This is a genomic window from Komagataeibacter oboediens (assembly GCF_003207815.1).
Taxonomy (GTDB): Bacteria; Pseudomonadota; Alphaproteobacteria; order Acetobacterales; family Acetobacteraceae; genus Komagataeibacter; species Komagataeibacter oboediens.
Map to the genome: position 1 here is coordinate 25,856 of NZ_NKTX01000024.1, position 14,528 is coordinate 40,383.

The 14,528-nt window shown below is 59.1% G+C and carries 13 protein-coding genes and 1 pseudogene; 7 read left to right on the forward strand and 7 right to left on the reverse strand.

Going from position 1 to position 14,528, the window contains the following annotated elements:
* Positions 1 to 125 precede the first annotated feature (125 nt).
* A complete protein-coding gene (locus tag CFR80_RS10625) occupies positions 126 to 356 on the forward strand; it encodes a hypothetical protein (RefSeq protein WP_232275569.1) in 231 nt (76 codons plus the stop codon).
* An 88-nt stretch (positions 357 to 444) separates the two neighbouring features.
* On the opposite strand, the gene CFR80_RS10630 is transcribed toward CFR80_RS10625, so the two are convergent.
* Complete coding sequence (locus CFR80_RS10630; protein ID WP_010513368.1) at positions 445 to 741, reverse strand: hypothetical protein; 297 nt, start codon at positions 739 to 741, stop codon at positions 445 to 447.
* Between the two features lie 676 nt (positions 742 to 1,417).
* Here CFR80_RS10630 and CFR80_RS10635 point away from each other — a divergent pair.
* The 4 genes from CFR80_RS10635 to CFR80_RS10650 all read left to right on the forward strand — a co-directional run bounded on the left by CFR80_RS10635 (position 1,418) and on the right by CFR80_RS10650 (position 5,782).
* On the forward strand, positions 1,418 to 1,993 hold the full coding sequence (locus CFR80_RS10635; RefSeq protein ID WP_258367771.1) for a hypothetical protein: 576 nt from the start codon (positions 1,418 to 1,420) through the stop codon (positions 1,991 to 1,993).
* Between the two features lie 139 nt (positions 1,994 to 2,132).
* Entirely contained in the window at positions 2,133 to 2,441 is a 309-nt protein-coding gene (locus tag CFR80_RS10640) for a hypothetical protein (protein ID WP_010513364.1), read from the forward strand.
* A gap of 94 nt (positions 2,442 to 2,535) precedes the next feature.
* Positions 2,536 to 3,003 carry a hypothetical protein gene (locus CFR80_RS10645; protein WP_010513363.1) on the forward strand — a complete coding sequence of 156 codons (468 nt, stop codon included), beginning with the start codon at positions 2,536 to 2,538 and terminating at the stop codon, positions 3,001 to 3,003.
* 430 nt (positions 3,004 to 3,433) lie between these two features.
* Positions 3,434 to 5,782, forward strand: coding sequence for a mechanosensitive ion channel family protein (locus tag CFR80_RS10650; protein ID WP_110507330.1), 2,349 nt, complete (start codon positions 3,434 to 3,436; stop codon positions 5,780 to 5,782).
* Between the two features lie 17 nt (positions 5,783 to 5,799).
* On the opposite strand, the gene CFR80_RS10655 is transcribed toward CFR80_RS10650, so the two are convergent.
* The 3 genes from CFR80_RS10655 to CFR80_RS10665 form a co-directional block, all read right to left on the reverse strand.
* On the reverse strand, positions 5,800 to 6,411 hold the full coding sequence (locus tag CFR80_RS10655; RefSeq protein ID WP_010513361.1) for a hypothetical protein: 612 nt from the start codon (positions 6,409 to 6,411) through the stop codon (positions 5,800 to 5,802).
* A gap of 267 nt (positions 6,412 to 6,678) precedes the next feature.
* Positions 6,679 to 8,061: an Nramp family divalent metal transporter gene (locus CFR80_RS10660; protein WP_010513360.1), complete on the reverse strand. Its 1,383-nt coding sequence runs from the start codon at positions 8,059 to 8,061 to the stop codon at positions 6,679 to 6,681.
* Positions 8,062 to 8,598: 537 nt separating this feature from the next.
* Positions 8,599 to 9,750 (reverse strand): acyl-CoA dehydrogenase family protein, encoded by a 1,152-nt coding sequence (locus CFR80_RS10665; RefSeq protein WP_010513359.1) that lies wholly within the window; start codon positions 9,748 to 9,750, stop codon positions 8,599 to 8,601.
* Between the two features lie 261 nt (positions 9,751 to 10,011).
* Between CFR80_RS10665 and CFR80_RS10670 the strand changes: the two genes are divergently transcribed.
* Positions 10,012 to 11,058 (forward strand): aldo/keto reductase, encoded by a 1,047-nt coding sequence (locus tag CFR80_RS10670; RefSeq protein ID WP_029329285.1) that lies wholly within the window; start codon positions 10,012 to 10,014, stop codon positions 11,056 to 11,058.
* A gap of 261 nt (positions 11,059 to 11,319) precedes the next feature.
* Complete coding sequence (locus tag CFR80_RS10675) at positions 11,320 to 12,660, forward strand: hemolysin family protein (protein WP_029329284.1); 1,341 nt, start codon at positions 11,320 to 11,322, stop codon at positions 12,658 to 12,660.
* Positions 12,661 to 12,680: 20 nt separating this feature from the next.
* Here the strand turns inward: CFR80_RS10675 and CFR80_RS10680 are convergent, their stop codons facing one another.
* The 3 genes and pseudogenes from CFR80_RS10680 to CFR80_RS19840 all read right to left on the reverse strand — a co-directional run.
* On the reverse strand, positions 12,681 to 12,872 hold the full coding sequence (locus CFR80_RS10680) for a hypothetical protein (protein WP_010513355.1): 192 nt from the start codon (positions 12,870 to 12,872) through the stop codon (positions 12,681 to 12,683).
* Between the two features lie 72 nt (positions 12,873 to 12,944).
* On the reverse strand, positions 12,945 to 13,976 hold the full coding sequence (locus CFR80_RS10685) for a tetratricopeptide repeat protein (protein WP_110507329.1): 1,032 nt from the start codon (positions 13,974 to 13,976) through the stop codon (positions 12,945 to 12,947).
* 431 nt (positions 13,977 to 14,407) lie between these two features.
* Positions 14,408 to 14,528, reverse strand: a pseudogene (locus CFR80_RS19840) (IS110 family transposase); the annotation flags it as partial.

A 14,528-nucleotide genomic window follows, 5' to 3' on the forward strand; every position in this document is an offset into this window, starting at 1 on the left:
AAAATGCCATCGGCCCGAACTTCTGTTAACATCTGGCGTTGAGTGCATGTGGCGGGCTGCCACCGCACCCTTCACAAACCTCGTGACAGTTCCAGTACCCACCATGCAGATGCAGGGAGATGGACATGACGACGTCAGATCACACCGTGAACAATCAGGAACTTGAACTGCGGGCCATAAACCTGTGGAACAAACAGCATCCCGACCGGCCGTGGCGGCGGTTAAGCAACCTTCATCGTTATCGCAGGACAACGCATGCGCTGCAGGGGATTCCGGCCTTTCCTGAAGAACAGGCGCAGTTCCGGTTTCTTGCTTCGCATGGCATGGGTCTTTCGCAAGGTGAAAGCCGCGGGTGACACGGGGACGGCGGGGGTCCTGTTGCCCCGGTTTTACATGTGAATGAATGGGGCGGGTACGGTCACGTGTCCGCCCCATCATGTATGTTCAGTGCAGGGCGGAAGGGCTGCGCAGGGTCTGGTGATTGGAAGACATGCCCGGACTGTCGGGCGTATTCCCGGCTGGCTGCCGTGTCAGCGGATGGCCCGACTGCCGCGGTGCAGGTGCGGCCTGTTCCGGCAGGGGTTCCGTCTTGCGTGAATACGGCTGGGTGCGTTCTATGGTGGAAGGCGAATTGGACCCCGGCTGGCTTACGCTTTCATCATGTGGATGATGCTGCGCCATGGCGGCGGGGGATATGACCAGCAGCACGCACAGCACGACAGGCGCATGAAAGTATCGCATCACGTCGTATCCTCTGAAGATGGCTGGATGGGATGCAGGGGGCAACGGTCGGCCCGTCCGGCGGTTCGGTTGCGGCGTTTCATGCACCCCCTGTCCATATCGCGCGGCGCTACGAACAGTTTCGGCCCGATGAATATCTTTATTGTAATATGGAGGGAATTACTGCCGTACATGAAGTGGGCGGTACATCATTCCAGTTTAAATTTATAATTATTTTTATAAAGATACAATTTGAAACTTTTGTGAAAACCGACACGTTCATGCCCGGCGTCATTCGTGGTGAATGCGGGATACGCAACAGTTCCAGGTAAAGCCGAAATGATGCATCAGATCCGGGGGGGAAACGCTTTCACCATATTGGTGCGGTTACGACGCATGTAATGATGGGAGGACGAACATGCCGAACAGACTATCCCAAAAAAAGGACTTCTTTGATTCGGAGTTCTGTCAGCATAAGAATTTCTGGCAAAAGCGGAAGGTTTCTGTACTGTCTGACATGGTATTTGATCTTCATAACAGGAAATTCGCCAGGCAGGTCAGTCATGTTGCGACAAGGCACCCGGTCCGAAAAATACTTGTCACCTCGGTTCAGGTTCCCCGGCGGGACAGAAAGCTGCGCACGGTGTTCAACCGGTTTCGAAAAACACGGCACAGTGTTGATTTCGCTACCGCCCGCATGATGCAGGGGAAAGGAAAGTTCAGTAATATCAATACGGCCCTGTCACAGGTCAACCTGCCGGATTATGACTGGGTTATCGTAACGGATGATGATGTGGACCTGCCACCGCGATTTCTGGACATGTTCATTCCGTTATGTGAAATCATGAAGCTGAAAATATCGCAGCCCGCGCACCGCTACCACTCCTATACATCCTTTACGTTCAATTACAGGAAATGGAACAGTATCGCGCGTGTAACGCGATATGTGGAAGATGGCCCGGTCACGGCGTTCCATCGTGATGCCATGGCCTATCTGTTTCCGTTTCCCGAACTGCGCTGGGCATGGGCGACCGATATCCTGTTCTGTCATGAAGCGCACAAGCGCAATCATAACGTCGGTATTGTCGATTATACGGCCATTGAACACCTCAAGCCCGCAGGCAATGATTATTCCGTGCGGGAGGCCATGACCGAAGCCCGCGCGTTCCTGGCACGCAAATCACTGCAGCCTGACCGGCAGGAGCTGTTCCGTAGTACGGAAATACTGCGCCGGATTGACCATAACTTCCTGAATTGCGATATCATGGTATAAAATGGTCGTATGTACATCATGTGACAGGAAATGGTCGGCTGTGCATCAATACTGGCCGTCTTCCTGATTTCCCTTTATGGCGGTTCGCATAAGGGCACCCATGCAGCGACGGTGCCCGCCATGTTACGAAGGACCGACCATGCCCCCATCGCACGATGATATCCTGTCCCCTGCGGAACAGGCGCAGCTGGGCGTGCAGATCTGGCAGAATGCCTTCTGTGCCGCACTGCTTGACCTGGATGACGTGCAGCGCGGTAGGCTGCTGGCCCGGCTGCGCCGCCTGCGCCAGACGATAGCCCACGGCAAGAATACACCCAGCCGCGTCAATACCCGTGCGGCGCAGGACCATGCCCTGCATGTGGTGGGGCAGGCAATGGATCAGGCGGCGGACCGTACGCCACCCCTGCGTGTGCCGCTGTGGTGCCGGGACATACCCGATTGTGACTGATCGTGCATAAGCATCTTTTCCATGTCACTGATTGTCTATTATGGAGGGCGACCCCATTTTAGCATTGTAATCATGATGGAAAAGAGGACTGGGCGTGATTGATCGTGTTCTGCAGGGGATGATGCTCCATCACATGGCGGCCAATGGCGGTTCGGCCGATCTGGCGCCGGAAGACGACGCGGATGCGGAGCGCTACGCCAGGAACCTGCTTGATCTGGAACTGCAGGGGCTGACCAAGGGCGGTGTCACCATTACCGACAGGGGGTTGCGCATTACCGGCGACAGCACCCTGACCAATGCGGGCCTGGCCTATCTGGACCGGCCGAATGACGTGCATATGGTGCTGGATGGCCCTGCGACCGTAAAGACCCTGCACCAGCGCATCGCGGGGGATCCCACGCTGTCGGATACGGAACGGCACGACCTGGCGCAGTCGCTGGACGACATGCACCCGCTGGCGCTGAAGGCCTTTGGACAGGAACTGATGGAACGCGCGGTGGCGCGGGGCGCGGATACGATACCGCTACTGAAAAAACATACGGCCCTTAAAGGAAGCCGGTGACAGGCTGCTGCCCCTGCATGCCGGGGCAGGGGACTGAATTCACATGCCCGTATGGTGATATTCATTCTGAAACTAAATATAAGAAAAAATGCATATAAATTTAATACATAAGTCTTATTTCAATAAAAACATAACATAGTAAATAAAACTCCCCTGCCGCATGTAAGTTGCAAAAGGGTAGATTATTTATTGCATATCAGGTCGGCTCCCCCGTATCTGCGCTTTTACTGTCATCTCTGCGATAACGCACGATATCTGTCTGAAATGGCCAGTGATGGCGCCATGTTTACATGGCTGCCCGTGCCGGTCAGGCAGCCGGGATGGAAGGGGAAAGATGCGGCACTTTACCAGGATCTGTCAGCGTAGGAGCAAGGGACATTCGTTGCTGGCGCTGTGGCAGGTTGCCGTTGCGGGACTGTTTGCCCTGTGCATGGTGGTCGCGCCAGCGCATGGCCATGCCGCCGATGCCGATGCGGCGCAGGGCATGACCCGTGATCAGGCCCGGCAGGTGCTGGCCGTCATGAATGATCCGGAAAAACGCGCTGAATTCGCCAGTACGCTATCGGCCATCGCGTCCCAGCTTCCGTCTGCCCCGGTTGCGCCTGCAGCCGCCCCCGCGCCCAAGGCTTCTGCAGATGCTTTGGCGGTTGAACCCGATACGCTGGGCAGCGACCTGGTGCAGGACATGGCAACCCTGCGCGCTCGGCTGATCGTACAGGCCCAGCATTTCGTGGCCCTGTTTGGTGATCTGGTATTCGTGGTGCACTGGACCCATACCATTTTTGCCGATCCGCAATCGCGGGTCATCCTGTTTGACGCTGTCGGGCGGGCGACCCTTATCCTGCTGCTGGCGCTGGCGGCGGAACATGGCTTTTCCCTGCTGTTGCGCAAGCCATTGCTCAAGGTGACCGAACGGGCGATTGCGACCGAACGCCGCCTGAACCTGCCCGATACCCGGACCGAGCTGCCTGCGCCAGTAGCCCCGGCGGCCGCTGCCGCGCCGCAGGACAACGAGGCACAGACCCGGCAGGTCGACATGCAGGCGCAGCACGCGACGCTTCGCCTGCTGGCGCGCGTGCCCTATTCGCTCATGCATCTGCTGATCAAGCTGTTGCCGGTGGGGCTGTTCTTTGCGCTGGGCACCAGTTTTGCCTACCTGCTGACCACAACGCATCAGGCGATGCTGGTCACGCTTACGCTGACCAATGCCTATGTGGTCGCGCGCGTGGTCTATCTGTTGATGGAAACGCTGTTCGTGCCCCATTCGCCCGCCATCCGCCTGTGCAGCGCCAGCGACCAGACCGCCTTCATGGTCACGCACTGGCTCAATTTTCTGGTCGCCGCGCCATCGGTGGTGGTGTGCCTGTCCACGCTGGGCGGGGTGTTTGACATGCCCGCGCGCGGGACGGAGGCAATCATCCGCTCCGTCGTGCTGATCGAACATGTACTGGTCGCCATTTTCACCTGGCGTGTCCGCAGGCATGTCGCACTGGCGCTACAGCCACCGGCGCGGTTGCTTGCGCAGCCTTTCTGGATGTTCCTTGGGCGTCTGGTCTATCTGTGGTGGGTGCCGGCCATGTTCTTCAACTTTGCCCTGTGGCTGATCTGGGCCACGCATATTCAGGGCGGATATGCGTGGATCATCCGCACGGTCATCCTGACCACAACCGTCGTGATCGTGTCACGTCTGCTGTCGGTCGTGATCTATAACCTGCAGAACCGGCTGTTCCATGTCTCCCCCGCGATGGAGGCGCGTTATCCCGGCCTGCAGGCGCGGGTGAACTATTATTATCCCACGTCACGCAAGATCCTGTCATTCCTGATGTTTTTTGCATCCGGCACGCTCTTCCTGCAGGCGCTGGGGCTGCCCGCCATCCATTTCCTGTTTCATGGCAGGCTGGGGCCGAAGATCATTGGCGCGATGCTGTCCGTCCTCGTCGCCTATACGGTTGCGATCATCACGTGGGAGGCCGCCAATGCGGCCCTGCAGGGACAGATTACCCGGTTTGAACAGTCATCACAGACGGGGCGCGCCAGCCGGCTGCGCACGGTCCTGCCGATTATCAAGACCGTTCTGCTGGCGTTGATCATCATCATCGTGGCCGTTACCACGCTATCACAGATCGGGATCAATGTGGCGCCACTGCTGACGGGTGCAGGGATCATGGGTGCTGCCATCGCCTTTGGCGCGCAGAGCCTGGTGAAAGACTTCATCACAGGCTTCTTCATGCTGGTGGAAAATGCCATTCAGGTGGGCGACTGGGTTACGGCGGGTGGCGTGTCCGGCACGGTCGAACACCTGTCGATCCGTACCCTGCGGCTACGTTCGGTAAATGGTGACCTGCATATCATCCCGTTTTCGGAAGTGTCGTCCATAGCCAATACATCGCGTGACTACAATCTGGTGGTGGTTGATTTCATGATCGACCTCAGTCAGGACACGAAACAGCTTTGCGCCATATTGCATGAAGAACTGGAACTGATGCGCAAGACCCCGCGTTACGGGCACCTCATCATGTCCGGGTTCTCCTTTCTGGGGATCGAGCAGGCGGATGGAAATGGCGCCCGCTTCCTTGGTTCGGTGCGGACCATGCCGGGCGCCAAATGGACGGTCTATCGGGAATATTACAGCCGTCTGGCCGTGCGTATGAATAATGAGGGCATCAAATTCCCGGTGCCCAGTTTCCTGAACCTGTTGGGCAATGGCCCGGGGCCGGATGGTCTGAAGGTATCAGCCGCCGTATCGCCCGCGCCCGGACCGCACGCGCCGCAGGCGTGAGTATTACGGGGGCGGGGTTACGGGCCCGCGGCCAGCCCCGTTGCCGATGACAGGGCCGTGCCGGCATTGACGAACAGGCCCTTCAGCGGAATGTTGCTAATGGATCTGAAATAAAGCGGGGTCCATCCGGGTATGCCGTCCGAGGCAACCAGCCGGTATATATGGAGCGTTGCTGGCGCAGGGGTCGGCACCGCCCCGGCAGGGGAACGCACGGCCTCGATCAGCAATAACGTCGGCGTATTGTCAATCCGGGCGGTCGCGAACGACAGCGCGGCAAGGGCGTCGTCACCTGTGTGCGGTGTATCGGTCAGATGGTCGCGCAGGCTGCTGTCCCTGCTTTCGGGCAGCGGATCGGCCCCGATAACGCTCTGTCGTCCGTCCGGTGTCACGGCCGTGACAAGAAAGACGTGGTAGCCCCATGCATTGCCATTATCGCGCCATGCCCGAAATATGGATATTTTTGTTCCCGCCGGAATGTCCGGCTGGTCCTTTGGCAGTACCTCCGGCGGAAGGGCCAGTACATTTGTACCGTCATGGAGCGTGATGGGCGCAAGGTCGGCAGGTAGCCCGGAAACGGGGGCAGCAACAGCGGCAGAGGCCGAGCCTGCAATGGCCAGTATGACGGTCATTATTGTATGAACTGACAGCTTTATCATGGATTGAATCCTGATGCCCGTATCTGTTCAGCCATACAGATCCAGCAGGGCGGGAACAACCAGAATGACCATAATGCTGACAGTAAAATGTTTCCGTCTTTGTTATCCCGGCTGTGAGGAGGTGTAATCGTCAGGTCATTAGGAATTCCGACAGTTTGCCTGCGGTACATGCTGTCTGTGGGGATATATCCGGTCGGCTGCGAATACCATGACACAGATGGACATGCCGTATCCACAGGATCAGGGCGATGGAAAAACCGTATCGAACAGCAGTTTGGAGTTCAGGACCACGATAATGGCCGCGATCAGCCACGATACCATGGCAAGGGGGCGGGAAATGACGAATGTCCCCATTTTCTGCCGGTCGGATACAAACATGACCAGCGGAATCACCGCAAAAGGTAACTGCAGGGACAGGATCACCTGACTGGCCAGCAGCAGGTCACCCACGCCCCTGTCGCCATAAACGGCCGTGACAATGACAACCGGCACGATGGCCAGCCCACGTGTCAGCAGCCTGCGCGCCCAGTGGGGAATGCGCAGCCGAAGGAACCCTTCCATTATGATCTGGCCCGCAAGTGTGCCGGTAATGGTGGAATTGGTACCTGCCGCCAGCAGCGCAACCGCAAACAGGGTGGAGGCAATGCCCATGCCCAGCACGGGCGACAGCAGGCGGTAAGCATCTTCCAGTTCCGCGACATCCTGATGGCCGGTAGTATGGAAGGCAGCGGCCGCCACGATCAGGATCGCGGCATTGATGAACAGCGCCAGCATGAGCGCAAGCGTGCTGTCCCATGTGGCCCAGCGTATGGCGTCCTGTCGTCCCGGTATGGTGCGGGGAAAGGCGCGCGTCTGCACGATGGAGGAATGCAGGTACAGGTTATGCGGCATGACCGTCGCCCCGATAATGCCAATGGCGATATACAGCATTTTGCTGTTGGTCACGATCCGGGTGGAGGGCACGAACCCTTTCAGCAGGGCAGCGATGGGTGGACTTGCGGCTACGACCTGCACTGCAAAACACAGGGCGATGATGCTGAGCAGCCCGATAATGAATGCCTCAAGGTACCGGAAGCCCCGGTTCATCAGGAACAGGACAAGAAAAGCGTCCAGCACGGAAATCAGGGCACCTGCCAGTAGGGGAATGCCAAACAGCAGTTGCAGCGCCACCGCCGTGCCAATGACTTCCGCCAGATCACAGGCAATGATCGCCAGTTCACAGGCCAGCCACAGGATAATGTTCACGACCGGCGGGAAATGATCGCGGCATGCCTGCGCCAGATCGCGGCCGGTGGCGATGCCAAGCCGCGCCGACAGGGACTGCAGCACGATCGCCATAAGGTTGGACAGCATGATGACCGACAGCAGCGTATAACCGAATTGCGCGCCGCCCTGCAGGTCGGTGGCCCAGTTGCCGGGGTCCATATACCCGACGGACACCATGTATCCCGGCCCCACGAACGCCATGAACCGGCGCAGCCATGATGCGCTGGCGTCTGGCACGCGCACGCTGGCGAACGCTTCGGGCAGGCTGTTGGTGTCAGGTTCCCCCGCCCTGGCAAAACGCCATCCCGTGGATGAAGAGGAAGGGGAGGTCGGGGGTGTTGGTGGCGTCATGGTCATACTCAATCGTATCCGCCCTGAATATGCAATATGCTATATGACATTGCACAGGGAAATCTTATCAGCCGGTGCCATGGTCAGGCGATTGCGGAGTGTCAAAGAAAGATATGGGAGTTTCTAAAAATCATGGTTAATTTCAAAAATACAATGGAAATATTTTGCATTTCCCATTAAATAATATAAATTACCAAACAACATTTTATGTTTTACTTGTGTCGTGTAAATAGAGTATTTTATGAACTTGAGACGATGAGGCAGAGGTTCTGGTATGGCTTTTTTTCAAAACGCTCCGATCCATGCTGTCATGCAGGACCGACGACCGAAGGAAGGGCGTCAATCCTGTCCGAAAAGCGGAAGGCATCCTGCATCCTGCAGGCTTCGGTGCATCACGTCATGCCCAATGTAAATATCGCACATAATGCCTATATAGCCGGAATATTCTGTCCGGATGTCCTTGATATGCCACTATCTATGGTGCGGATCAGGGGAACCGCGTGCGTCCCTTTTGGCGAAAAGGAACGCAGTCGCTGCCCCTCCTCACGCTAGGGCCACCTTGCCAGCCGCTGCCAGCGCCACGTCCGCCTGTGGCGTATGGATACGTGCGCACAGTACATTGCGAAAATGACGTTCTAGCGGATTGTCCTGACTGAGTGCCGGATTGCCAATCGCCGCAACCCCCAGTTCCACGGCCCTGATGGCGTTTTCCGTCATGACGTATTTGGCCAGATTGGCCTCCGTGCCGGGATAATCACCGCTTTCGGTTCGGTCGAGCGCACCAGCCAGTATGCTGCGGTTGGTCATTAGCAGCGCGTCAATCTGCCCCAGCAGGGTATGAAACCGCGGTAACGTGGCCAGCGGTCGGCCCAGTGCGGTCGGCACGCGGGCATGCAGGAAGGAGATCAGCCAGTCGCGGGCGGCGCGGGCAACGCCATCATACAGGGCTGCAATGGCCAGCGCGTGGCCGATAACCAGCGTGCCATCGTTACTGTGCCACTGATCCGGCGCCCGTAGGTCAACCAGTGCCGTTTCGGGCAGTTCGACATCTTCAAATACGAAAGTATGGCTGCCTGTGGCGCGCATGCCCATCTGGTGCCAGCTTCGTTCAATACGTATGCCCGGCGCATGCAGGTCAACCAGTACCTGCCCGACCCGTGGCTGTGCCTCATCTGTCGCGACCCATACCATTCCCCAGCGGAGCGCGGTTGACCCGGTGGAATAGATTTTTCGCCCGTTCAGCACCGGCCTGCCTGATGCCAGCGAAATGCGTGTCGCAGGCAGGCCGCCGCGCGACGGGGTGCCAAGGTCCGGCTCGACCCGCAATGCATTGATCAGTGCACCATCACGCAGGGCGGTTTCAATGACCTGCCGCCGCGTGGTTTCGGGCCAGCTGGTGGCGCGTGCGATCAGGGCATGCTGCAGGAAATGCATGGCCAGTATCAGCGCCGTAGATGGATCGCCCGTGGCCAGTGTGCCCGTCACATTCACGATCTGCCTGATTCCGCCGCCCTGTCCACCGTCCGCACGTACTATGGTCAGGCCAGTCAGGCCTGCGGCGCGACAGTCATCAAGGTTGTCCATGGCAATTTCGCCAGACCGGTCATACGCGCCCGCGCGGGGGGCGAAACGTGCCGCCAGCGCGTCCAGCGCCTGCTGTGTCACGGCGGGGGACGGGGGAAGTGGTGAACCCATAGTTCAGATGTCCTTGCAGCGGTTATCCGTGGCGGATCAGGGTATGTGGACTTCATCATCATGAAACGGCAGGCGCAAGGCATGTCGTCTATCGTGATCGGCCCCCGGCCCGACAGTCCGGCGATTATCTGGCATGCGGACAGGAAAGCGCGTCCGTGCGGTTGCGTCATGCGGAGGGGGTTGCAAGTATGGCGGCCCGTCATGCGGCGGTGCGGGCCATGCACGCGCCGCCTCCTTTTTTCAAACCGCAGGTTTTTTGACATGAAGCAACGTGAACTCGGGCGTACCGGTATCAGGGTCAGTGAAATCTGCCTTGGCACGATGACCTTTGGCCAGCAGAACACGGAAGCCGAGGGGCATGCCCAGCTTGATATGGCCCTGGCGCATGGCATCAATTTCATTGATACGGCCGAACTTTATTCCATTCCCCCGCGTGCCGAGACCTATGGCGCGACGGAGCGGATTGTCGGAAGCTGGCTCAGGGCACGTGGGGGACGTGAGCGCCTGATCATCGCCAGCAAGGTGGTCGGACGCGGAACCATGCCATGGTTTCGTCCCGGTGGGGAAGAAACGCGCCTGACACCGCAGCAGATCCGCCACGCGCTGGACGGATCGCTGCAGCGACTGGGTACGGATTATATCGACCTTTACCAGTTGCACTGGCCCGACCGGAAAGTTGGCCTGTTCGGGGCAGGGGGCAATACGTTCACCACGCCGTCCGATGCGGATGAGGTGCCGATTGCCGAAACACTGGGCGCGCTGGCCGATCTGGTGAAGGAAGGCAAGATCCGCCATGTCGGCCTGTCGAACGAAACTGCGTGGGGCCTGTCGCAATATCTGGCCGAAGCCCGCAATGGCGCACCGCGCGTCGTGTCCATCCAGAACGCCTATAACCTGCTGAACCGCACGTTCGAAATCGGGCTGGCGGAAATGTCGCTGCGTGAGGGCGTGGGCCTGCTGGCCTATTCCCCGCTGGCGCAGGGTTATCTGACCGGAAAATACCTTGATGGTGCCCGGCCCGCCGGTGCGCGCACGACCCTGTTCAATCGCGGGCAGCGATATGAAAAACCGGGGGTGGATGATGCCATCCGTGCCTATGTCGCACTGGCGCGCGAACATGACATCGACCCGGTCCAGCTTGCCATCGCCTTTGTCACATCGCGACCGTTCGTGACATCCAACATTATCGGCGCGACCAGCGTGGCGCAGCTTGAGACCATTCTGGGGGCGGAAAACGTGACCATTACCCCCGAACTTGAAGACAGGATCAATGCGATCCATCAGGTCCATTCCAACCCTGCGCCCTGATCCTTTTCCGGCACCGCCTTTTAATCCAAAGGCGGCGTCACCCGATGCCGTCTGAAAAAAGTCTTCGTCAGAAAATTTCATCCCGATGGCGGGAATGATCTGCCGCCGTGAGTGTCGTCCCATGGCGGGATCATGCCTTTTTTATCAGCATCCCGGGACAAAGTATAAATGACAGGGATGATCCTGTCTGATTAAACATATCTGTACAGACTTATAAAATGACATGCTATATTGTCCGCCGGTCATTTCATGGGTGTTCCGGTGATTTTGTTTTTTTCTGGCCTGATTGCGCTTGTTCTTCTGGTCGCGCTGAATATTTTCATTTCACTTTCCGAAATATCATTTGCGGCGGCGCGCGATGCGCGGCTGCGGTCCCGCGCCGAGGCGGGCGATGAACGCGCCACCGCGTTCCTGAAGCTGCGGCGCAACAGCGGGCAGGTCATGACCGTCCTGCAGATATGCCTTAACGGTGTGGGTGTGCTGGGCGGCATGATCAGTTCGGAAATGATCGCGCCCTCCCTTACCCATGGGCTGATGGGGTGGGGGCTGCCCCGTTCCACGGCGGAAACGCTGGCCACCCTGTTCGGTTTTGTGCTGGTGACGGGCCTGTTCGTGCTGTTTGCCGACCTGCTGCCGAAACGCGTGGCCATGAACGCGCCGGACAAGATTGCGCTGGCTGTCGGCTGGTTCCCGGCGCTGGCGCTGAGGCTGCTCTATCCCATTGTCTGGGTGTTTTCCAAGCTGTCCGACGCCATCCTGCGGGCGCTGAAGATCCCGGCGGCCTCGGCTGTTGAACCTGTCACGCCAGAGGACCTGCGCGCCATCCTTGCCGCAGGCACGGCGTCCGGTGTCCTGCTGGAACAGGAACACCAGATGATCCAGAACGTGCTGGGCCTGCAGGACCGTTCGATCACATCCGCCATGACCCCGCGCGATGAAATCGTCTTCCTCGACCTGCAGGAAACCATCGAGGAACAGAAAACCAAGGTCCGGGCCAAGCCCTATTCACGCTATCCCCTGTGCAATGGCGGGCTGGATAATGTCGTCGGTTCCATCCGCGCCGAGGACGTACTGGCGGCCGTGGTGGACCGGGACCCGGCGGAAGTTTCCCCGCCGGGACCGCAGGGCGCGCTGTCCAGCGGCAATGCAATTTTCCGGGTGCGCCGGGATGTCCTGTCCGTGCCCGAGACGATCAACCTGTGGGATACGCTGGCGCAGTTTGACACGCATGGCGTGGGGTTTGCGCTGGTGGTGAACGAATACGGGCTGGTCGTGGGGCTGATTACCTTCAAGGACATCATGGGTGCGCTGATGGGCGGGCTGGCCAACCCGTTCGAGGAACAGCTGATCGTGCGCCGGGACGCCAATTCATGGCTGATTGACGGTGCCGCTTCCATCGGTGACGTGCGACGCGAACTGGAGGCCGCCGATCTGGATGAAGGCGGCCCCTTTGATACCATCGGCGGGTTTGTCATGCACCGCCTGCGCCGTATGGCGCGCAAGGCCGACCGCGTGGATACGCTTGGCTTCCGGTTTGAAGTGGTTGATGTGGAGGGCTTCCGCATCAACCAGCTTCTGGTTACCCGGCTGACCGGGGCGTAACCACGCCACGGGCCGCAGGATTACGGCCCGCGCATGCCGCCGCCCATATAGGGGCCCCGTCCCGGGCCGCCGTACCCGGTGCCATATCCCCCGCGGCCATAGCCGTCATCATGTGGGCCACGGTGATGGTGGTGATAGCGACCGCCATCGTGGCAGGCCGCAACGGACAGGCCGATGGCCAGGGCGCAGAGCAGTTTGGTGATACGTGTCATGTTTGCCTCCTGTAATCGCATGACAACGTCACGGCGGCGCGAAGGTTTGGGCGAAACGGCCCGCCATTCCGCCTAACGGCTGCTGCGTTTCCGGACGATCCGGGTATGCATGGCGCGGACTTTCTTCAGAATGGGCTGGAACGTGGCGCGATCTGTCTGTGCAAGGTCGGTCAGCAGCGATGTGGTTTCATGCACCGTATGCAGCGCCCCATCATATTCCTTGTAGGTCATCAGGTACTGCGCAAGGTCAAGCAGGCACTGCGCAAGCTGCGGGCGGAATTCCTGCGGGTGGTCCGTGGCAAGGGTGCGATACAGGGAAAGTGTCTGCTTCAGCGCAGCCAGCGCAGGGTCCAGCTGTTCCAGCCCGTTATGGCATAGAAAGACCTTGTACAGGCTGTCCGCGTAACCGGCGCGGTACCGGGCCGGATCGGCATCATACAGCCCGGCGTAGATGGACGCCGCGTCCTGCGCGGATTGCAGTGCATCCGCCAGCTGGCCCTGCCACTGATATGTGCACAGCAGGACAAGGAAGCGGGCCAGATCGGGCCGGAACCGTTCGGGCCGTGCCGCATCCAGCCCGCGGTACAGCGCCACGGCGTCGTGCATGCAGGTCAGAAAATCATCGCGGCCCGTTACCAGCTGCCGCAGCCGGGGCAGGGCCTGCAGGCACTGGGCAAGGGCGAACGGCTCCACATCATCCGGGTCATGTCCGGCAATCCTGTGAAATACGGCCATGGCGTCCTCGGCCGCCTGTAGCGCGGCCTTATGCTGGCCCAGTGTTTCATGCAGGGCTGCCGCACGGGTCAGGTCTGCCGCCAGCGCGGGTTCGTGCGCCTCCATGCCGGGCAGCAAGTCGGGCGTAGCGTTTTCGATCAGCGCGCGCAGCAGGGTCACGGCACGATCGGTGGAAGCCAGCGCGCTGTCGGCCTGCCCCAGCTGCATCTGGCACACGGCAAGCATGCTGTGTTTCCTGGCCAGTTCCCAGCCAGAGTGCGGCTCCCCCCTTTCAACCAGCTGTTCATGGATGGCGAGCATGGCTTCGACGATGCGCCGCATGTCATCATACCGGCCAAGGGTCCTGTAGATATGGGCCAGTATGTCCATGCTTCGCGCCAGTGCGGCGTGGCGGGCGCTGTCATCAATGATCTGCTGGTCCAGACGGCCGTGGTGGATGGATATGGCGTGCTGGATGACCTATGTGGACGGCCGGTTCGATGCAATGGATCACATTTGTTATCTCTCTGCGTTTCTCTAAATCTTGTTTTCTCGGTGGAATGCATCGCTGCTCGCAGGATGCGGGGATCCGGTCAGGTGCGCCCTTATGTCCGGCCTGTTTGTGCGACGTTTTTCGCTGGCCATTATGGGTGTGCGCTTGCGTGTCAGGCACCAATCTTGAAAACGTGCTCGATGGCACATGTCATCCAACGGTATCGCCTGAACTGTTCCTGAATTACAGTCTTCCCATCACGCTGGTCAGTGCATTCTGCCGGATCTACCGGGGCGAACCCCGGCATCCATCGTCTTGGCAGCGCATGTCAGATTACAGCGACATTGCGACCGGCCGGACGATAGATCTCTTTGCGCGACAGGAGAGCCCAGACGATCCGGGCCAGTTTGTTGGCAAGTGCGACGGTTGCAAGACGTGTTGGGCGACGC

Excerpts from the sequence above, each read along its gene's own strand:
- CFR80_RS10670 (WP_029329285.1), top strand. The coding sequence starts at position 10,012 with ATGAAGCAACGTGAACTCGGGCGTACCGGTATCAGGGTCAGTGAAATC.
- CFR80_RS10650 (WP_110507330.1), top strand. The coding sequence starts at position 3,434 with ATGGTGGTCGCGCCAGCGCATGGCCATGCCGCCGATGCCGATGCGGCG.
- CFR80_RS10665 (WP_010513359.1), bottom strand. The coding sequence starts at position 9,750 with ATGGGTTCACCACTTCCCCCGTCCCCCGCCGTGACACAGCAGGCGCTG.
- CFR80_RS10655 (WP_010513361.1), bottom strand. The coding sequence starts at position 6,411 with ATGACCGTCATACTGGCCATTGCAGGCTCGGCCTCTGCCGCTGTTGCT.
- CFR80_RS10625 (WP_232275569.1), top strand. The coding sequence starts at position 126 with ATGACGACGTCAGATCACACCGTGAACAATCAGGAACTTGAACTGCGG.
- CFR80_RS10685 (WP_110507329.1), bottom strand. The coding sequence starts at position 13,976 with ATGGACATACTGGCCCATATCTACAGGACCCTTGGCCGGTATGATGAC.
- CFR80_RS10640 (WP_010513364.1), top strand. The coding sequence starts at position 2,133 with ATGCCCCCATCGCACGATGATATCCTGTCCCCTGCGGAACAGGCGCAG.
- CFR80_RS10680 (WP_010513355.1), bottom strand. The coding sequence starts at position 12,872 with ATGACACGTATCACCAAACTGCTCTGCGCCCTGGCCATCGGCCTGTCC.
- CFR80_RS10660 (WP_010513360.1), bottom strand. The coding sequence starts at position 8,061 with ATGACCATGACGCCACCAACACCCCCGACCTCCCCTTCCTCTTCATCC.
- CFR80_RS10635 (WP_258367771.1), top strand. The coding sequence starts at position 1,418 with ATGATGCAGGGGAAAGGAAAGTTCAGTAATATCAATACGGCCCTGTCA.
- CFR80_RS10630 (WP_010513368.1), bottom strand. The coding sequence starts at position 741 with ATGCGATACTTTCATGCGCCTGTCGTGCTGTGCGTGCTGCTGGTCATA.